Annotated in this window: 17 protein-coding genes and 1 tRNA gene; 3 read left to right on the top strand and 15 right to left on the bottom strand. The window is 42.2% G+C overall.

Features of this window, described 5'->3' with window-relative positions; translation table 11 throughout:
* Nucleotides 1–231 precede the first annotated feature (231 nt).
* The gene (locus HWQ44_RS24610; RefSeq protein WP_292724241.1) at nucleotides 232–393 is read left to right on the top strand and encodes a hypothetical protein; all 162 of its coding nucleotides are present in this window, start codon (nucleotides 232–234) and stop codon (nucleotides 391–393) included.
* Between the two features lie 156 nt (nucleotides 394–549).
* Here the strand turns inward: HWQ44_RS24610 and HWQ44_RS24605 are convergent, their stop codons facing one another.
* The 3 genes from HWQ44_RS24605 to uvrA are packed head-to-tail and all read right to left on the bottom strand — an operon-like array spanning nucleotide 550 to nucleotide 5,727.
* Complete coding sequence (locus HWQ44_RS24605) at nucleotides 550–1,599, bottom strand: AAA family ATPase (protein ID WP_292724240.1); 1,050 nt, start codon at nucleotides 1,597–1,599, stop codon at nucleotides 550–552.
* Complete coding sequence (locus HWQ44_RS24600; protein ID WP_292724238.1) at nucleotides 1,596–2,789, bottom strand: ATP-binding protein; 1,194 nt, start codon at nucleotides 2,787–2,789, stop codon at nucleotides 1,596–1,598. The genes HWQ44_RS24605 and HWQ44_RS24600 overlap by 4 nt, the downstream gene beginning before the upstream one ends.
* Nucleotides 2,790–2,826: 37 nt before the next feature.
* Nucleotides 2,827–5,727, bottom strand: coding sequence for an excinuclease ABC subunit UvrA (uvrA, locus tag HWQ44_RS24595; RefSeq protein WP_292724236.1), 2,901 nt, complete (start codon nucleotides 5,725–5,727; stop codon nucleotides 2,827–2,829).
* Between the two features lie 182 nt (nucleotides 5,728–5,909).
* Between uvrA and HWQ44_RS24590 the strand changes: the two genes are divergently transcribed.
* The gene (locus tag HWQ44_RS24590; protein WP_292724234.1) at nucleotides 5,910–6,227 is read left to right on the top strand and encodes a hypothetical protein; all 318 of its coding nucleotides are present in this window, start codon (nucleotides 5,910–5,912) and stop codon (nucleotides 6,225–6,227) included.
* A 348-nt stretch (nucleotides 6,228–6,575) separates the two neighbouring features.
* Here HWQ44_RS24590 and HWQ44_RS24585 read toward each other — a convergent pair.
* The 4 genes from HWQ44_RS24585 to HWQ44_RS24570 form a co-directional block, all read right to left on the bottom strand.
* Nucleotides 6,576–6,649: transfer RNA gene (locus HWQ44_RS24585), tRNA-Pro, on the bottom strand.
* A 50-nt stretch (nucleotides 6,650–6,699) separates the two neighbouring features.
* Nucleotides 6,700–7,065, bottom strand: a complete 366-nt coding sequence (locus tag HWQ44_RS24580; protein WP_292724233.1) for a DUF1818 family protein — start codon at nucleotides 7,063–7,065, stop codon at nucleotides 6,700–6,702.
* 49 nt (nucleotides 7,066–7,114) lie between these two features.
* Complete coding sequence (locus HWQ44_RS24575; protein ID WP_292724232.1) at nucleotides 7,115–7,738, bottom strand: hypothetical protein; 624 nt, start codon at nucleotides 7,736–7,738, stop codon at nucleotides 7,115–7,117.
* A 102-nt stretch (nucleotides 7,739–7,840) separates the two neighbouring features.
* The gene (locus tag HWQ44_RS24570; protein WP_094351515.1) at nucleotides 7,841–8,077 is read right to left on the bottom strand and encodes a DNA-directed RNA polymerase subunit omega; all 237 of its coding nucleotides are present in this window, start codon (nucleotides 8,075–8,077) and stop codon (nucleotides 7,841–7,843) included.
* A gap of 150 nt (nucleotides 8,078–8,227) precedes the next feature.
* On the opposite strand from HWQ44_RS24570, the gene HWQ44_RS24565 reads away from it, so the two are divergent.
* Nucleotides 8,228–8,647, top strand: a complete 420-nt coding sequence (locus HWQ44_RS24565) for a fasciclin domain-containing protein (protein WP_292724221.1) — start codon at nucleotides 8,228–8,230, stop codon at nucleotides 8,645–8,647.
* 133 nt (nucleotides 8,648–8,780) lie between these two features.
* Here HWQ44_RS24565 and HWQ44_RS24560 read toward each other — a convergent pair whose 3' ends face one another.
* The 8 genes from HWQ44_RS24560 to fdxB all read right to left on the bottom strand — a co-directional run bounded on the left by HWQ44_RS24560 (nucleotide 8,781) and on the right by fdxB (nucleotide 17,851).
* A complete protein-coding gene (locus HWQ44_RS24560) occupies nucleotides 8,781–10,247 on the bottom strand; it encodes an alpha-amylase family glycosyl hydrolase (protein WP_292724219.1) in 1,467 nt (488 codons plus the stop codon).
* A 724-nt stretch (nucleotides 10,248–10,971) separates the two neighbouring features.
* Nucleotides 10,972–11,487 (bottom strand): ArsC/Spx/MgsR family protein, encoded by a 516-nt coding sequence (locus HWQ44_RS24555; RefSeq protein ID WP_292724217.1) that lies wholly within the window; start codon nucleotides 11,485–11,487, stop codon nucleotides 10,972–10,974.
* 96 nt (nucleotides 11,488–11,583) lie between these two features.
* Complete coding sequence (locus HWQ44_RS24550) at nucleotides 11,584–12,195, bottom strand: cupin (RefSeq protein WP_292724215.1); 612 nt, start codon at nucleotides 12,193–12,195, stop codon at nucleotides 11,584–11,586.
* Between the two features lie 382 nt (nucleotides 12,196–12,577).
* Entirely contained in the window at nucleotides 12,578–13,063 is a 486-nt protein-coding gene (locus tag HWQ44_RS24545) for a hypothetical protein (protein ID WP_292724213.1), read from the bottom strand.
* Nucleotides 13,064–13,174: 111 nt separating this feature from the next.
* Nucleotides 13,175–13,774 carry a heme-copper oxidase subunit III gene (locus HWQ44_RS24540; RefSeq protein ID WP_292724211.1) on the bottom strand — a complete coding sequence of 200 codons (600 nt, stop codon included), beginning with the start codon at nucleotides 13,772–13,774 and terminating at the stop codon, nucleotides 13,175–13,177.
* A gap of 426 nt (nucleotides 13,775–14,200) precedes the next feature.
* Nucleotides 14,201–15,889: a cytochrome c oxidase subunit I gene (gene ctaD, locus HWQ44_RS24535; protein WP_292724258.1), complete on the bottom strand. Its 1,689-nt coding sequence runs from the start codon at nucleotides 15,887–15,889 to the stop codon at nucleotides 14,201–14,203.
* A 119-nt stretch (nucleotides 15,890–16,008) separates the two neighbouring features.
* Nucleotides 16,009–16,998 carry a cytochrome c oxidase subunit II gene (locus HWQ44_RS24530; protein ID WP_292724209.1) on the bottom strand — a complete coding sequence of 330 codons (990 nt, stop codon included), beginning with the start codon at nucleotides 16,996–16,998 and terminating at the stop codon, nucleotides 16,009–16,011.
* Between the two features lie 559 nt (nucleotides 16,999–17,557).
* Complete coding sequence (gene fdxB / locus HWQ44_RS24525; RefSeq protein WP_292724207.1) at nucleotides 17,558–17,851, bottom strand: ferredoxin III, nif-specific; 294 nt, start codon at nucleotides 17,849–17,851, stop codon at nucleotides 17,558–17,560.
* Nucleotides 17,852–18,462: the final 611 nt, after the last annotated feature.

Here is an 18,462-nt window from a genome sequence, read left to right as displayed (position 1 = left end):
TTAATCCAATTGAATTATGGTGGTCACAACTTAAATCTTTTTTACGCAGTTTTGCTCCAACTACAACAGAAATGGTTGATAAACTAATCTCAGTTGCACTCGAATTAATAAATCCTCAACATTTAAGAAACTGGTTTGCTAGTTGCTGCTATTGTACCTCATAACAGCCGTAAATGCTGTAAGCACTATCAGCTTCATGTTTCAACACCTCGTTCAAGACTCTTACATTTGATGGAAACTAGGAGTTTGGAACAAGCTGATTTGGTAGAACTTCTGGGTTCGAGGGAGATTGTTGCTAAAGTAATTAATGGCGAGTTAGAAATCACTAAAGAACAAGCTGAGGCTTTGGGGAAAATTTTTCATATTGATGCAAGTTTATTTATTTTAGGATAGGCGATCGCTTTTTTGAAGAGAAACTAATTTAAAAACTGCGATAAGTTGCATCAGATCATTTTGGAAAGAGGTGCGTAGTCATAGCCCGCCGCAGGCATCGCTATTTTATTTTAATAATGATAAAAAATAGTTTTAATTTTAAAATAAGTGTAATTATTAAATTTCAAGTTGCGTTTGTTCTGCTATCTTATGAGCTAATTTCTTAAAATCCTCATAAACGTTTTTCACTGCTTTAGTATGAGCGCCAATAGCACCATCAGCCGGTTTTAAGTGGAACATAGGTTTATGAGCTTCTTGAGCCATTGTCATCAAGCTGTGGTAGCTTTTAATTAATCCTAAACAGTTTGGATCATTTTCAATAGAAATTTTATTTTCAGTAGGCTGATTTGAAATTATTTCTTGATAAGTATTTTGGATTTCAAATATTGCTTTATTATATACTTTTGCTGGACGGTCTAATCGCATTGGCATCTGCCAAACAACGTAACCAATAGGCTGTATATCACCACTTGGTAAAGACAAACTTGTAGTATGGTTTTTACTTAATATATACTTCCAATCATTTTTCCAAGATTGCAAGATATCACCAAGGCTGCGTAAACCTATCAAGGAAAAGTAATCTAATGTAAGTGGTATCACCAAATAATCTGCTGCAATTAATGCTGCACGATTGATTGCTCCTAAACTTGGACTTAAATCCATCAATATTACATTTGCTTTATGATTAACGGCTGCTTTTTGGAGAATTCTCCAAAAAGCAGAAGTTACCTGCAAAGCTCTTTCTTGACCACCTTTATCAAGACAATTATTCCATTGCGCTGAAAGCTCATCTTCAAAACTAGAAAGCATTAGGTCTCCAGGTAAAAGAGCTAATCTTCCTACTTCTGTAGACAAAGATAATGAGGCTATATCTTCTGAGAACTGATTTTCTTGGATATATTCTAAATGTGGATTATCAATATCACCAATACCTGTTAGCAGGGGTTTCACACAATCAAAAATAGTATCTATTTTATTTTCGTTTAAGGAAAATAATTCTAAGCGTTCCTCATCTAAGAAAGTAATAGTGAGGTTAGCTTGTGGGTCTAGATCAGCCACAACTACCCGCAGCCCTAAATCTTGATACATCCATGCTAGATGATAAACTAGAGTAGTTTTACCAACACCTCCCTTAGTATTAAAGAAAGCAATAATCTTTGCACTCATAGTTTTTTCCTAAGAATGACCAACAAATGAGTATCTTCCACAGTGAATTCCAGAGGTGGATTACCATTTTTTTGAAGTTCCTGCCGAGCATATTGAATTCCTACCCCAAATTTCTGAACATAGCCAAGATTTTTCATCGCTTCGGCAAGGTGAGGATTTCGATAGTCTGTTATGCCTGGTTGTCCAAAGTTTTGCCGATTTACTTGACCAAAAGGGCCGCCGGGATTTTGAATTTCGATGCGATCGCTAAACCATGTAATTCTTACTGGGGCATTTGTCCCTTCATAAGTGCGATGCATAACTGCATTTCTTCCTAATTGTTGCAAGGCAACTATTGGATAGTCAGGCTGTCGCAATTCTATTGGTTGAGCAGTGATGTCTGTTGCTACTGAAATATGAACTTGAAAAGTTTCGTCCAGCATCCGCAACAAATCTGGAAGCGAACCGCCAATTTCTTTTTGGTCTTTAATAGGGTCTGTTAACTCAATGCCATCAATGCGAAGAAATTGAACATAGGCACTGGGAACGAATTGTCTAGGATCGTTACCCACAACTAGCACGCCCAAAATAGTTGGTTTAGGCAACGGATCAACTGTTGCAAAACGCATTGATTGAAGTTGTTGTTCAACAGTGCGTTGATTCTCTTGAAGAATATCGTTTGCCAACGCAGAAGGCAAATAAACTCGACGAAAAATTTCTAAATCGAGGTCATCTAAACTGGCTGATGATAGGGGTCGTAAATCAAAAGGCAAGTCTTTTGAGCGTCTTTTTTCAGCTAAACGACGTTCTTCTTCTGCTGTAGCAGTAGCTCGACGGGGGCCAACTCTGATCCAAACACGTCCATTAAAGCGTACAGGTGGAGCATCTGATGGTTCTACAATTAAAACTGCTAGTTCACATCCGCCAATAGTCCGTTTTTGGACAATCATTGATGGAAAAGGTAAGATGTTGCCATCAGACCGCATATCGGAGAGTGTAAGCAAAAGCTTATCGTCTATGGCAAGGTCAGCGCATCTGCCATTATCGTGAACTCCAATAAATAGGACTCCTGGTTGCTGGTGATTCGGTAAGTCATTGGCAAATGCACAAATAGCCTGACGAATTACATTCCGGTCAGATATTGAAGCCTTACGTTCTACCCGATCTGATTCCAGGTCGTTCAGGAGAATTTCTAACTCCCGATCATTCATTGAGCTTCTCCTTTTAAAGACCCATCACCTTGTCTATCTATGTTTTCATAATAGTTGTATTTGCCGGATACTGCTTCAACACCTGCTTTAAATATTGCCCAGTATAAGACCTGGGATTTTTTGCAACTTCCTCCGGTGTACCCACAGCAATCAATTCTCCTCCTTTGTCGCCACCTTCTGGCCCCAAATCTATCACCCAGTCAGAACAACGAATTACATCTAAGTTGTGTTCAATTACTAATATTGAATTGCCTTTATCTACTAATCTTTGCAACACATCTAACAATTTGTGGACATCATAAAAAGATAAGCCTGTTGTCGGTTCATCTATTAAATAAAGTGTCTTACCTGTGGCGCGTCGAGATAGTTCTGTTGCTAATTTTACCCGTTGCGCTTCACCACCTGATAAGGTAGTTGCAGGTTGTCCTAGTTGGACATAACCCAACCCGACATCAAATAAAGTTTGCAAACGCGCGATCGCTTTGGGAATATTCTGGAAAAAGTCTAAACTTTCCTCAACTGTCATTCTCAGAACATCAGATATAGACTTATCTTTGTACTTCACTTGCAAAGTTTCGCGGTTGTATCTTGCACCTTTACAAATTTCGCATTGCACGTAAACATCAGGGAGAAAGTTCATTTCAATAACATTCACACCCTGGCCGCTACAAGCTTCGCAACGTCCACCTTTAACGTTAAAAGAAAATTGTCCAGGTTTGTAACCCCTAGCTTTGGCTTCTACTGTTTGGGAAAATACATCTCGAATGGCATCGAAAATTCCTGTGTAAGTTGCAGGGTTAGAACGTGGTGTGCGTCCAATTGGGGATTGATCGATAACGATCGCTTTATCAACCGCGTTTAATCCCTGGATCTTATCCAAATGTCTGGGTAAGGGAACTTTCTTAGTCAAATGGTGTTGCAGAGATGGATATAGTAATTCATTAATCAGGGTAGATTTGCCAGAACCAGACACACCAGTAATCGAGACGAGTTTACCTAATGGAATGTCTACATCTATATTTTGTAAATTGTTACGATGGGCATTTTTAATTCCCAAACTGCGCCCATTTCCTTCTCGGCGTTCTGCTGGTGTAGTAATTACTCGTCTTCCTGATAAATATGCACCCGTTAAGGAATCTTCTGCTGCTAATAACGCCTGAAAATCACCTTGGGCGATAATATTTCCGCCGTGAATTCCTGCACCAGGGCCAATATCAACAATGTGGTTGGCTGCACGAATTGTTTCTTCATCGTGTTCAACAACAATTAATGTATTACCCAAATCGCGCAATTTCGTTAAGGTTTTGAGCAATCTGCCATTATCTCGTTGATGCAAACCAATACTCGGTTCATCTAAAACGTAGAGAACTCCTGTTAATCCAGAACCAATTTGCGTTGCTAGACGAATTCGTTGGGCTTCGCCACCGGAAAGGGTCATAGCTGGACGGTCAAGGGTGAGGTAATCTAAACCTACATCTAACAAAAATTGCAATCTAGCTTTGATTTCTCTGAGGACTAAATCAGCAATTTGTAACTGGCGATCGCTCAACTTAAATTGCTCAATTCTCTCCCGACAATCCCGAATTGATACGGTAGTCAATTCTAAAATTCCATATTGTCCCAACTTCACCGCCAAGGCTTCCGGTTTTAACCGTTTTCCTTTACAAACTTCGCACGGTTGATCGATTAAATACTGCTCTAATTTTTGCTTAACTAATTCCGAACCACCTTCATACTGGCGTTGCAAAATTGGAATAGCACCTTTAAAACTCTGCTTCCTTTGTGCTTCTGCGGCTCGTTCATCTTTCTCGCCATACAGAAGAATTTGCTGCTGTTCTTCTGTCAGCTTGCCCCAATTTGTCTGTAACTCAAATCCATAAATCTGTCCGACGCTATAGAGTAATTCCAAGTAATAAGAATTATCTTTTTCTGACCAAGGCGCGATCGCGGCATAAACTGGCGCTTCCCAGTCGGGTACAATCAAGTCTGGCGCAAATCTTCTTAAAGTCCCGATGCCATGACAGTGCGGACAAGCACCATAAGGCGAGTTAAAGGAGAACAATCGCGGTGATAATTCTTCCATTACCGCGCCATGTTCTGGACAGGCAAAGTTTTCCGAAAATACTAATTCTTCTTCTTTTTCTTGTCCGTCATCACCAAGCAGACTCACTAGAATGGCTGCAATTCCACCCGATTGCTTGAGACACGTAGACAGGGAATCAACCAAACGCTCCTGAATATCAGCCTTTTTCACCAAGCGGTCAATGACCACTTCGATGGTGTGGGTAAAATTTTTATCCAATTCAATGGAATCTGACAGTTCGCGGATTTCGCCATTGATTCGCACGCGAACAAAACCTTGGGATGCCAGACTTGACAAAAGCTTACGATGTGTGCCTTTTTTCCCCCGGACAACGGGTGCAAGAATTTGGAAGCGAGTGCGATCTGGTAATTCCATGATGCGATCGCACATCTCATCGATTGTCTGGGGTGCAATACAGCGATCGCATATCGGACAATGGGGTTCGCCAGCCCGACCAAATAACAGCCGCAAATAGTCGTAAATCTCTGTCACCGTACCGACGGTGGAACGCGGGTTATGAGACGTTGACTTTTGGTCAATGGAAATCGCTGGACTTAAGCCTTCAATGGCTTCCACATCTGGCTTATCCAGTTGTCCTAAAAATTGCCGTGCGTAGGCGCTGAGGGACTCCACATAGCGACGTTGCCCTTCAGCGAAAATGGTATCAAAGGCTAGGGAAGACTTACCAGAACCAGAAACGCCAGTGAATACGATTAGGCGATCGCGTGGCAATTCCAAGTCAATATTTTTCAGATTATGCTGCCTAGCACCCCGAATCCGAATGGTATTCTGGCTGTTGTGGCTGGGGTACGGAAGATGTCCATTCAAGGATGCTGCTAGCTGTTGGTCTGACATATTGGGCGGCGAAGAAGGAGTTTCTGATGAAACAGTCCTTAATAATACTATCTTTAATCGGTTTATTGTAGAACAATAGTACTGTTTTAGTTAGTTATCGTTCCAGATTCATGCCGCAGACATCCTTAATAGTCTGCTAATTTGAAAGCATCTCGATTAAATATCCTTCTGAGGGCGAAGCTATGGTATCGCAAATCCAACCGCCGACCCAGCCAGAGGTTATCTACCCAGATAGTGACGGACAACCAGTGGCTAATAATACCATCATACAGTTTGGCTGGATTGTAGAAATTAAGCAGAATTTAGATTGGCTGTTCGCCGACAATCCAAATATTTTTGTCGCCGGGGATTTATTTTGGTATCAAGTAGAGGGACGCAACAAAATGTTTATGATAGACTACGCTTTTGCCTTTAGCTCTACATTTAAGCTTAGAATCACTATAAAAATTAGATCCTCGACTTCTCAAAGAAGTCGGGGATCTGAACACTACCAGTTCTAAAGTGCGATCGCATTTCTTTTTTACCAAGCGATCGCTAATTAATAGGGACATTGAAAGATCGATAATATCTATGTTGTCTTGATAATGTAGGGCTTAGGGTTAGAGCTTCGGTGTTACGCTGCTGATGTGAGATATCAACAATTAGTTACGAATTAGTAATTATTGTTGATATCAAAGCTCCAACAGGTACGTTTTCGCAACCCGTTTCGGACAACCAAGATAAATGGATTATTGAATACCAGATTGGAACACGAAACTTGATTTGGTCATATTTTGCCAAATTGGGATGATCGCTGAAAAAACCTGCTAATCATTTTAAAATGACTAGCAGGTATGGCTTATCATCAATCGGAGCGGCGGGATTCGAACCCACGACCTCCACTACCCCAAAGTGGCGCGCTACCAAGCTGCGCTACGCCCCGGTCAGAACTACCATCATACAGCAAAATTTTAGGATAATCAAGAGGCAAATTTAAAAAACCTTAAGCATCCCAGTAGCTTGCAGTAAATTTGGAACAGCAGAAGTATCCCATTTCCCTTCTACACCTCGCCCTGTGTTCAAGATGAAACGCAGACTGTAAGCATGAGGATAGCCTTCCACTTCCATCCATAATAAATCGCTTTCGGCTTCACAAGCAATTTTTTCCTCTTCCATTAATTCAGTTGCGAGTTGCTTCATGGTGTCTGCTAGCTGTGCTAGTAGACGGCAAAAATCATTCAATTCAGCTTCGGTTAACTCAATTGCCCAATCATCTGTACCAACTAAACCTTTAAACTCAGATGCATCGGGGCTCCAGCCAATACGCCAACCAAATCCGCTTTTTACAACACGTTCCATAAAAAGTTAGGAGTTAGGAGTTATTGATTTACAACTGATAACTATCTCGTTACCTCAATAATTCGGCACCTCCTCGTTGGGGTGGCTGTGGAGTAGTTGATGTAGTTGGACTGGGTGGGGTATTGGGGTTAGGGGATAGAGTATTTTGGGAAGTAGGATTAAATATATTGACTAAGACTTGCACTAGGGCATCTCGCTGGCTGCGGGTAAGACGGGTGATGGCTTTGCGATCGCCTTCTATTGGATTTTCCTGTAGTGAATCATTTCCCGGATAGGAAGCATCATACATAATTTCATTCGCACCCAGGTAATCAGCTAAAGTCAGCTTCCAATCCAAGCGATAAATTGGGGCACGCCCTTTGGTATAAATGTGATATCTAATTAGGCGATTTGCTAAGGTATTGTTTTCGGCAACTTTCCCGTTTTCTTTGCTGATATACTTGTTTTCCCGTGGAAAATCTGGCAATTGCTGATACACTTGCTGCCAAACATCACTAGGAGTGATTCTCTGAGCATAAGCAGGTTGGATACTAAATAAATTTCTATGTATTAATTTGCCCGACCCTGAACTCAAAACAATTACACCCACTACCATTAAGGTAAGCAGTAGTAATGAATGCTGAGTTCCGAGTTTTGAGAGGATTGATCTAGGTAGAAGTTTTTTCTTTTTCATAGAACGATATTTTCAAATGAGAGTGCTATCACACTGCATTGCTACTCAGCACTGGCTCAACGCCTGGCTACTGCTAACAGCACTCTCAACTTAGAACTGTTTTTATAGTTCGCCGATAATTTCTGGCTGAGTCAATTCATCGGACATTTCAATAATTGCCCTTAGCACTGGCTTCATCATCGCATCTTCATTACTTTCAAAGTCTTCGTAACGCCGACGTTTAGCACGATTTGCTACCTGAACCGTAATGCGGTAACGATTTGAGGCTGCACTAATCAGATCCTCAGCCCGGTGCATAATCTGAGACTGAGTTGTCTCGAACTTAGAACGCTTTAGCATAATCAGTGGTTTTTGGGGTCATTCTCCAGTGTAACAGCACTAAATCAGTCTGCTGCTGTCTGTGAAATCGCCGACAACCTCTCTATTGATAGAGGCTAAGATATTTTAGTCACTTTATAAGTAACTTGTAGTATTAAATAACGCACCCTCATGGCTGACCTTGTGGAAACTGCGATCGCAGCGGGTAATTTCAATACCCTAATAAAGGCTGCTAAAGCTGTAGATTTTATAGAAACTTTGAAAAGTCCTGGTTCTTTCACCCTCTTTGCACCGACTGACGAAGCTTTTGCTAATCTACCAGAGGGAACTTTAGATTTGTTATTACAAGACATTCCCAAGCTCAGGAAAATTGTGGCGTATCATATCGCTAGTGGGGATGTTCGATCTGATGACTTGGCACAGATTAATGAGGCACAAACCCTTGAAGGGTCAATTGTAGCCATTGAATCTGCCGACGGTAAGTTTAAGGTGAATAACGCCAATGTCCTCAAAACAGATATTCTGACAGACAATGGCGTGATCCATATTATTGATGCAGTGTTGATGCCTGCAATGGTGGCGGGAAGGTAATGTATGGGGTATTGAGCATTGGGCATTGGGCATTGAAAAGAGGCAGAGGGGCAGGGGGAAGGGTGCAGAGGAGAGGAATTTTCCCCCTGCTCCCTGCTCCCTTGCTTCTTCCCCAATCCCCAATCCCTAGTCCCTAGTCCCCAGTCCCCAGGATGCATCCACTGCGTGCGGGAACAGTCAACCTCAACTGTTGAGTTTCTCCTTCAGGATTCCACTCAACCTCAGCAGTGCCATATAATTGCTTGTTGGGTTGAGTCCGCAAAGTGTTGATATCTACATTTGCTATTGCCGAACTTGTGCCAGCGTTGACGGCAATTATCAATTCTTCTGCCCCCAAAGTTCGCGCAAAGATATAAAGTTGTCCTTGAGCATGGAGAACTTGATAATCACCTGTACGCAAGGCTGGGTAAGTTTGGCGGAGGGCAATTAATTGACGGTGAGTATTAAAAATTTCTCGTTCCCACTTGCTTTCTAAAGGAAAGCCACGGCGTGAGTCGGGATCTATGCCACCAGGTAAACCAACTTCATCACCATAGTAGATGCTGGGGGCACCGGGAAAGGTGAATAGCAGTAGAGTTGATAATTCCACGCTAGCTATATCGCCGCCTGCAATAGTCATCAATCGGGCTGTATCGTGACTTGCTAACAAATTGAGTTGAGTTAGCTGAATTTCCCAAGGGTAAAGTTGCAGTACTTCTTGGATTTTGGTGGCGTACTCGGTGGCAAATAAGGGTGGATAAGGTTGATAGTCGCGGCTTTGGACTTGTTCTAAGACTACGCGATCGCCTGCTGCAAAGGCAATTGTCGGCCCAGCAAAGAGATAATTCATCACGCCGTCAAATTGTGTCCCATCCAACCACTGGCGGGAATCTCCCCATACTTCGCCCACAATGTAAGCTTCGGGATTGACTGCCTTAACGCGATCGCGAAATTCCTGCCAAAAACCAGGAGTTTTTATTTCAAATGGTACATCTAACCGCCAACCGTCGATGCCGAATTTAATCCAATATTCGGCAATCTCCATAATGTATTCCCTGACTTCTGGGTTATCGTGGTTAAATTCTGGTAAAGCGCGATTTCCAGCCCAACCCACATAGTTAGCAGGGAATTCCCCATTGTATGGTGCAAGAGGCCAGCCTTCTATTTTGAACCAATTTACCCAAGGTGAATAGGGGCCATTTTCTAAAACGTCGTGGAAAAAGAAAAAGCCACGACTGGAATGGTTAAACACCCCATCCAAAACGACTTTGATATTCCGTTGATGGGCTGCATCGAGCAATTCCTTAAAAGCCTCGTTACCCCCTAACATCGGGTCAACTTGGTAATAATCGTGGGTATGATAGCGATGATTGCTGGCGGATTGAAAGATGGGTGTGAAGTAAATCGCGTTAATCCCCAAATCCTGGATGTAGTCTAAATCCTCCATAATGCCCCATAAATCGCCGCCTTTGTAACCCTGGAGGGTTGGCATAGCGTCCCAATCTTCCCAACGGGCTTCGTGCAACAGCCGTTTGCGCGGCTGTTTGCTTCTGGCAAAGCGATCTGGGAAGATTTGGTAGAAAATAGCGTGCTTCACCCAGTCTGGTGTTTGAATTTGCATGAATAACTTTTTGTGCGTTCAGAAGCGATCGTTGCAAATATTAGCTTCTTTATGGCTCCTACTTATGATAGAAAATCTGTCATTTATCAGTAGTCATTAGCTATTCAGCTTTTCTGCTGTTGTTTTATACGCAAATGTTATTAATCTTAACTATTTTACCTAAGTAAGTCAGCACAACAAAACCAAACTGATTCAACCAGACTTGATATTACACCTATTTTCAAAAAAACAAACCACGCGGTAGGGGTGGATGTTCACACAGGAGAGTTTTGATAATCATAGAGACGTTATCGGTTTCTCTGCGTCCCCGATAAATGACGGTTTTATGTTGTGTCCGGTTCAAGACTTATCATTAAGACGGCAGGGGGCAGGGGGCAGGGGAGCAGGGGAGCAGGGGAGCAGGGGGCAGGGGGAAAGAGGGTTTCCTGGTTTTTGCACAGATGCGGGAATTATAATTAATTAGGCGGACATGATATTACTACCAGAGTGAAGGGTTTCGAGGAGTTGATAACCAGATAAAGTAGCTGTCATTGTTTTTTCTTGCAATATAAGCATTCTTAATATGCCTATGCAAGTTTAGCTTTATAACATCTGAGACATGTTGTCTCAGATGTTACGAATACTAATTCACTCCAAAGTTGTATGTTGATACTTGAGAGCATTGTCGCATCTCAAACTCAATAACCCACCTCTTAACAAGTCACATCACTACATAAGTCTTGTACTAATGGTTGCATTTGCCTTGTTTTTGGCGTTGTTGAGAACCATGACCGTGACTGCCACCTTGCGAATTGTGGTGTTCATGACTATGATCGTGACCGTGGGAGCAGCTTTGCAAATCTTGCTTCATGAGATTTTCGCTGATTTCTTGCAAGGATTCGTCCACAGGCTTTAAGCCAATCCAAGCATCAATCTTTTCTACATCGAATCCTACCTCGCGACGGTCGCCTATTTCTAACAAAGGACGGCGAATTAACAGTGGCTCTTTCAGCATCAGCACCAAAGCGGTTTCTGCATCAATTTTTTCAGGAACCACCTCACCAGATTTTATCTTTGGAGAGGAACGATTAAACCATTCGGCTACGGGGCGATCGCCAAAAAATGAACGCAACCGCTCAACTGTCCAAGGTTCTGTTAGCAGGTTGTATGGTATCACCTCATGACCGGCAGCTGTTAGCAAAACTTTTTGCTTAGTACCACCTTTACAGCCTGGTTTGCTATAGAAAATTACCCTTGCCATTTAACTATCTCCTAATTACTCAATTGTTTGTACTTGGCGCTTTGAATACTAAAGCACCAAGTACTAACCGATGAAATTAATGCTGACGATTCCTAATTAAAAATTCCTAGCCTGATGAGTAACTGAGTCAAACTCAAATCTCTCATTCGGATCAGTTTCGCCGTAAACATTAAAAGTCATAGTTGGTTCATCACCCACTGCTTCTACACAGTGAATTGCATCGGGAGTAAAGCTAATAATATCCCCTGGAAATAGAGTAAGCTCTCCCGTTGGTTCAATTTTGTCTTGAAATTCTGGGTTATGGGTGCGTTGCCAAAAAGTATTTTTTTCCTGACCTTTTAACACCGCTACTATTCCCCATGTCCCATGATTATGAATGTTTGATCGGGTTCCCGGTGCAAATGTTACTGTTTGCACAGTCAACGGAAAACCCAATTCATCGTATAGGAGTAAAACAGAGGTTCCCGTTTGGGGTGAAGGCTCTAAATTTTGAGTTTGCACCCAGTAAGAATTTACTATTAAACGCCTTACAAGCATCCGAATTTCTGGCAGCCGACTGGCTTGATCGTCCACACTATTGAGAACATCTTCCATCTCAGTTAAAAACCGATAAAGACGATAATTCTCTCTCAATAAATCCCATGCTCTCACAGACTTACAAGCTTGATGCTGACCGTCCCCCGTTAGCAGCCAATCCCTACCTTTCATAACTTTTAAATTGATAACGCAGAAGATTGGATGATAATGATCGGAGAGACATTAGGAATATTGTTCGCAGGAAGTTTAGTAGGTATGGTAATAGCAGGAATGATAGAGTTACTATTACTAGCTGCTCCCAAAAGAGAGTAAGAGGAATATGATGCAGATAACCAATTGTTCATGATTGTTCACCAAAAGGGCATTAGGTATTGGGCATTGGGCATTGAGAAGAGACAAGGTAGATAAGGAAGAGGCGGGAGACAAGGGAGAGACTTATTGAATAATTCCCCCTTATCCCTCTTTTCCCCTTGTCTTCTCATCTCCCCTGCTCTCCCCACTCCCCACTCACCACTCTTTCACACATAGTCTTGTAGAGAAGCGCATTGACTAATTAATCATCTTCTTCTGCTGGACGTGTCAAAATATCCAGAAGAATTCCGGCTCCAAAATCATTCTTGTCGTCTATCTCTTTGACTTTGGTGCTGATTTCTTTTGCTTCCTCAATCGCTCCTAACTTTGCTAGTACTAATCCAGAAGCAGCATAAGCATTTAAGTACAATCGAATTTGTGGGTCTTCTTTGCGATTGACTAATATAGGCTTAAGTTGCTCCCAGTCATCAGGGAATTTTTCTAGTTCTTTAATTTTATCTAATAATTTGACTGTTGTTTGTAGTGCAAGAGAATAATTATTTTTATAATAGAAAAATCTATAGGCTGCTACCAAGACATCTGTATTTTCACCAGTTTTAGCTAAAGCTTGTTGAATATATTTTTCTGATTCTGATGTATTCTCCCAGTTTTGTGCAGCTAAAATTAATAAATTTTTGATGTCTTCTGGAACCTGGAACCATGAGAATTGGTTTGTATTAACTTGCATATTGGGGATTGGGGATGGTGGGGCCCCCTCTGGGGATAAGGGGTAATGGGGACTGGAGACTGGGGATTGGGGACTAGGCGAATAACTCAATGCCCAATGCCCCACTCCCTTTTAAAACAAAGTAAGAAGGTACACTAAGGTGAATAAAACAATCCAAATAATGTCTACGAAGTGCCAGTAAATTTCTGCCATTTCGATGAAAGTATGATTGGTTGCAGAATATTCACCCGGAAGACGCGATCGCCACAATACACGTAATATCAATAACAGCCCCACAAAAACGTGCAAACCGTGGAACCCTGTCATGATATAAAAGCAGTTGGCGAAGACGTTGGTAGTCAGACCGTATCCTAATGTTGAGTACTCATAAACCTGACCACCCAAGAAAATTGCCCCCATGAGTGCAGTAATTGCATACCACAGTTGCATTCCCTTGACGTTATTCTTTTTAATCGCTGTATCACCGAAGTGAATAACGAAACTACTGGACACCAAAATAATGGTGTTAATCGTCGGCACAAGTAGTTCTACTTCACTTCCTTCTGGAGGCCAAACCGCTGTCGTACCTCGGAAAAATAAATAGGTGGCAAAAAATCCTCCAAACATCAGGGATTCAGAAGCGAGGAATGTCAAAAGTCCCCAAACTCTTAAATCTGGATGTTCTTCGTGTCCTGCACTGTGATCTTCGCTCGTCGTTGTAGCTATAGTCATAGATTTTTGACAATATTATCCGCTGCGTCTGTTGTGGAAGCCTGAATGAAGAATGAAGTCTGAAGCGGCAAAATTTTCATTCCTCATCCAAAATCCTTATTTAACCCAACTCTTAACTTGTTCAGGGATTCTCAAAATTCCGAGTTTCGAGTTCCAAGCTCGGAGTTTCGAGTTCCAAGCTCGGAGTTTCGAGTTCCAAGCTCGGCCTTTCGAGTTCCAAGCTCGGCCTTTCGAGTTCTAAGCTCGGCCTTTCGAGTTCTGAACTCGGCCTTTCGAGTTCCAAGCTCGGCCTTTCGAGTTCTAAGCTCGGCCTTTCGAGTTCTGAACTCGGCCTTTCGAGTTCCAAGCTCGGCCTTTCGAGTTCTGAACTCAAATGAATAAAACTTGTAGTCACCTTGAGAGCGATCGCATTACTCACTCTACTAACTAAGCACTAGCTTCCGGTGTTGCAGATGGCTGGACTTCAGTACTATGAACATGACCGTAGTCATAAGGCCCATGAGTGACAACTGGCAACACTTCCCAGTTTTCAATTGCAGGTGGTGAACTAGTTGTCCATTCTAAGGTCAAAGCTTGCCAAGGATTATCACCTGCTAAAGGCCCCTTTAGCCAACTGTAGATCATGTTGATGGTGAAGGGAATTACCGATACCGCCAAGACAAATGAACCAAAGGTACAAATTTGATTCAGGTCGATGAATTGGGGGTCATACATTGCCACTCGTCGCGGCATTCCTTTTAAACCCAACTCGTGCATGGGTAAAAAGGTAAGATTAGTGCCGATGAAGGTGAGGGCAAAGTGAATGCGTCCCAAGTTTTCATTCAGCATTCGTCCGGTTATTTTGGGGAACCAGTGATAAATACCGGCGTAGATGCCAAACACGGAACCACCAAACAGAACGTAGTGGAAATGTCCGACAACATAATATGTGTCGTGGACGTGAACATCAAAGGGGGCTGTTCCCATCGTCACACCGCTTAAACCGCCCATGACAAACATGGACAACAAGCCAATGGCGAAAAGCATCGCACCAGTAAAGCGGATTTTACCACCCCAAAGTGTAGCAACCCAGGCAAAAATCTTCACGCCAGTGGGAACTGCAACTATGAGAGTGGAGATGGTGAAGAACATCCGCATCCAACCGGGTGTGCCACTGGTAAACATGTGGTGTACCCAGACGAACAAACCCACAACGCAGATGGCTACACTAGAATAAGCGATCGCTTTATAACCAAAGATTGGCTTGCGGGAGTGAACTGGAATTACCTCCGACATAATGCCGAAGATCGGCAGAATCATTAAATATACTGCCGGATGAGAATAAAACCAGAATAAGTGTTGATAAATTACAACGTTACCGCCCGCATCTGGTTTAAAGAAGGAAGTACCAAAGTTGAGGTCGAACAACAGCAGAATTAAACCGGCTGCTAATACAGGTGTGGAGAGTAGCGCCAGCAGAGAGGTTGCCAAGATTGCCCAGCAAAATAAGGGCACTTGATCCCATTTCATGCTAGGAACCTTCATCATCAAAATGGTGATCACAAAGTTGAGTGAACCCAAAATTGAAGAAGTTCCCACCAAAACGATCGCTAATATCCACATAGTTTGAGCGATTGGTGCTGTCACCAAACTCAAAGGTGGGTAAGCTGTCCAACCAGATTGCGAACCGCCAAAAATGAAACTCCCTAAAATGAGCGCACCTGCTGGGGGATTTAACCAAAAGGCGATCGCGTTCAGCTTCGGAAACGCCATATCCCTGGCACCGACCATCAACGGCACCAAATAGTTACCAAATCCCCCAATGGCGCTAGGGACAATCCACAGGAAGATCATGATCGTCCCGTGATTGGTCATGAAAGCGTTATACAGATTGGGGTCGAGGAAGTCTGCATCTGGTGTTGCTAATTCGACACGGAGAGCAACAGCCATCAGTCCGCCGATGAGATAGAACACAAACGCCGTCACGAGGTATTGGATACCAATAACCTTGTGATCGACATTAAATGTAAAATAGTCTTGCCATTTCCACGCCTTCGGATGGGAGGTGTGGCCAGCCACCATTTCCGGTTTATTTTCTTCTGGTGGAGTATTCCGGGGAAATTCTACCTGCGTCATATTTTTATCCTTTGTCATTTGTCATTTGTCTTTTGTCCTTTGTCTTTTGTTTTTTGTCATTTGTTTTGTGTCATTTGTCAGTTACTAATGACTAATGACCAAAGACTAATGACCAAAGACTAATGACTCATGACTACTGACTCTAAAGTTGCTGCACTAATTCCCATATCATGGGTGTGGGGCGCGAGAAACTCTGATGTTGATAAGTCGGCGGGATTAATTGCAACGACTTGATTGAGGTTTTGCTGTTGAGCAATCTGGTTTTCTGTCCGCCAGCTATCATATTCTTCCGGTGTGTGGACAATTACCTGTGTCCGCATTGAACCGTGATAACCACCGCACAACTCAGCACAAACTACGGGATATGTACCTGGTTTGGTGGCGACAAATCGTAGTTCGGTAGGGATACCAGGAAGTGCATCTTGCTTCAGCCTAAAGTTTGGCACCCAGAATGAGTGAATTACATCTTGTGCTGAAAGGTTGAGTTGCACATCAGCACCGACGGGAATGTGCAATTCTCCAGAGGTAATGCCACTATCAGGGTAATTAAATATCCAGGCGTACTGTATCCCTTTGACATCAACAACTAAGTCGGCTGGTTTGTTAAGGGTTTGAGGGGACGCGCCAATCCCAATTGTTGGGGCAATTGATGGGGCGGTTGTTGCTTCAGAAGCATCGCTTAATGTAGCAGCGATCGCAGTTCCCGGCTGATGAGCAACATGAGCTGCTGAATGAGGATGACCCGCAGGCTCAAAGCCGCCCATTTGGTTAAAAACATCTACGCTGTAGATGCCCAAACCGAGGACAATTACCGTTGGAATTGCTGTCCAAAAGATTTCTAAGGGAACGTTACCTTCTATTGGTAACCCATCAGTATCATCACCGCGACGGTGACGAAACTTAACCAAAAAAACTAGAATTGTTCCTTCTACCACCAAGAAGAATGCGATCGCAATGGTAAACATGACGTTGAAAAAACCGTCTACCAAAGGCGCTTGTAACGATGCCTGCACCGGCATGAGAGTGTGGTTTTGACCAATCCAAATGCTGATTGCTGTAACTACTATTCCAGCAACCAGAGTCCATAGTGAAACAGGAATTTGTTGCATACATGCTACCTGCTTTGTAAACCGTCTTTAGGGGTGTTATTTTCTGAGCATTGGGCATTGGGGAGCCACTGCGGTCTTCTCCCAAGGGGAGACGCTAAAAGCGATGGGGTCTCCCCAAGTGGAGCAAGTGGCGTCACTGGGCATTGGGCATTGTTACCTATTCCCCATTCCCTATTCCCTATTTCCTTTTCACTTATTAACTTTCTAACGTGCAGCCATAAAAAAAGGGGGAAACTTCCAGATTTTTTCCATATCTTTCCCCCAAAAAATTACAAATTATATTTCAACTCCTATGACAAAGTTAGCCCCCTACTTTCAGAAAAGCTAGTTGTTCCAAAAGGGCACTGTTAGGCCTAATATTGATTAGGCTATATTAGCAGCAAGTTTAAATTTGTTAATAGCTAACGGTTTGCGATTTACGGATTTGTTTACTGTGAACTTTTTATGAGTTACAGTAAATATTTATTATTCCCCTCAAGTTACCTTGCCTAGCGCATTTGCGCTTTATTCAAACAGTGCCTCCTTCAACGAACAACAATTTTGACTAACTCCAAAAACCTTAATTATTTAATGAAACATGGGTGTAGCAGTTTTTTGGACAAATCCGTGAACAAGCTTCACAACCAATACAGTTTTCTGGAGAAGTAACTGCCATTACTTTCCGTTCAATTTCTTCATCATCTTCATCTTCCACAAATTCACCTTCTTCATTGAGTGCCTTCAATCCAAGCACATTGTACCCGCATACTTTAACGCATCTGCCACAGCCGATACATTTGTCCTTGTCGATTTCCTGAGCGAATTTTGGTGTCCAAGCTTTACCGCCAAATGTCAAACCTGTTAGTTGTGCCATGAATAAATCCTCGGCAATTTTGCCTATCAATCTGTTTGTGCATTAATCATCATATTATCCTAGTCTTTTATTCTTTTGTATTCAAAACTTACTTTTATCTCATCAAAATTCGATGACTTTGAACACAATGAAAAATTAGTTTTGATTTAAATTTTTAGATGAAAAATATTGCCAATAATTATTATAAATGTTTGGTATATATAGTGGTTACCCATTCCTGTACTCCATATAGGAACGAATTCATCAAGTCTCTGACTCAATGCAAGCAGCCTCTAATCAGCCATGCCGATGCAGAGCATAGAATTTAGAGAAGGAAATATTCAGAGTTTGCAACCCATGAAGGCGAGTAAAACCTCGTGTATATCCGGTTTATAATCTTCGATTTAATTTTTATTTCCAGCAAATGCAATTATATCTATAAGAGTGATGATATTCTTTTTCAAATACTTTTCTGTTTAGGCAGGTAAATCTAGATAAACAGTATACATATATACAAAATAAACTGTTCATTGTTTACAATATGATATATGCAATATGTGTTTTATAAAGCAACAATCCTCAATTTATCTTGATTCAAATATTTAGATAATCGGTGACAAAATAAATATTGT

Source organism: Nostoc sp. JL34 (assembly GCF_017114945.1).
Taxonomy (GTDB): domain Bacteria; phylum Cyanobacteriota; class Cyanobacteriia; order Cyanobacteriales; family Nostocaceae; genus Nostoc.
The sequence above is the reverse complement of the archived record's forward strand: the minus strand, read 5'-3'. Positions and strand labels throughout refer to the sequence as shown.

What these genes read in the sequence shown, in the direction of transcription:
- HWQ44_RS24560 (WP_292724219.1), bottom strand. Translation starts at nt 10,247, where the DNA reads ATGCAAATTCAAACACCAGACTGGGTGAAGCACGCTATTTTCTACCAA.
- HWQ44_RS24530 (WP_292724209.1), bottom strand. Translation starts at nt 16,998, where the DNA reads ATGCAACAAATTCCTGTTTCACTATGGACTCTGGTTGCTGGAATAGTA.
- HWQ44_RS24565 (WP_292724221.1), top strand. Translation starts at nt 8,228, where the DNA reads ATGGCTGACCTTGTGGAAACTGCGATCGCAGCGGGTAATTTCAATACC.
- HWQ44_RS24575 (WP_292724232.1), bottom strand. Translation starts at nt 7,738, where the DNA reads ATGAAAAAGAAAAAACTTCTACCTAGATCAATCCTCTCAAAACTCGGA.
- HWQ44_RS24605 (WP_292724240.1), bottom strand. Translation starts at nt 1,599, where the DNA reads ATGAGTGCAAAGATTATTGCTTTCTTTAATACTAAGGGAGGTGTTGGT.
- HWQ44_RS24580 (WP_292724233.1), bottom strand. Translation starts at nt 7,065, where the DNA reads ATGGAACGTGTTGTAAAAAGCGGATTTGGTTGGCGTATTGGCTGGAGC.
- HWQ44_RS24540 (WP_292724211.1), bottom strand. Translation starts at nt 13,774, where the DNA reads ATGACTATAGCTACAACGACGAGCGAAGATCACAGTGCAGGACACGAA.
- ctaD (WP_292724258.1), bottom strand. Translation starts at nt 15,889, where the DNA reads ATGACGCAGGTAGAATTTCCCCGGAATACTCCACCAGAAGAAAATAAA.
- HWQ44_RS24590 (WP_292724234.1), top strand. Translation starts at nt 5,910, where the DNA reads ATGGTATCGCAAATCCAACCGCCGACCCAGCCAGAGGTTATCTACCCA.
- HWQ44_RS24610 (WP_292724241.1), top strand. Translation starts at nt 232, where the DNA reads ATGGAAACTAGGAGTTTGGAACAAGCTGATTTGGTAGAACTTCTGGGT.
- HWQ44_RS24600 (WP_292724238.1), bottom strand. Translation starts at nt 2,789, where the DNA reads ATGAATGATCGGGAGTTAGAAATTCTCCTGAACGACCTGGAATCAGAT.
- HWQ44_RS24550 (WP_292724215.1), bottom strand. Translation starts at nt 12,195, where the DNA reads ATGAAAGGTAGGGATTGGCTGCTAACGGGGGACGGTCAGCATCAAGCT.
- HWQ44_RS24555 (WP_292724217.1), bottom strand. Translation starts at nt 11,487, where the DNA reads ATGGCAAGGGTAATTTTCTATAGCAAACCAGGCTGTAAAGGTGGTACT.
- HWQ44_RS24570 (WP_094351515.1), bottom strand. Translation starts at nt 8,077, where the DNA reads ATGCTAAAGCGTTCTAAGTTCGAGACAACTCAGTCTCAGATTATGCAC.
- fdxB (WP_292724207.1), bottom strand. Translation starts at nt 17,851, where the DNA reads ATGGCACAACTAACAGGTTTGACATTTGGCGGTAAAGCTTGGACACCA.
- HWQ44_RS24545 (WP_292724213.1), bottom strand. Translation starts at nt 13,063, where the DNA reads ATGCAAGTTAATACAAACCAATTCTCATGGTTCCAGGTTCCAGAAGAC.
- uvrA (WP_292724236.1), bottom strand. Translation starts at nt 5,727, where the DNA reads ATGTCAGACCAACAGCTAGCAGCATCCTTGAATGGACATCTTCCGTAC.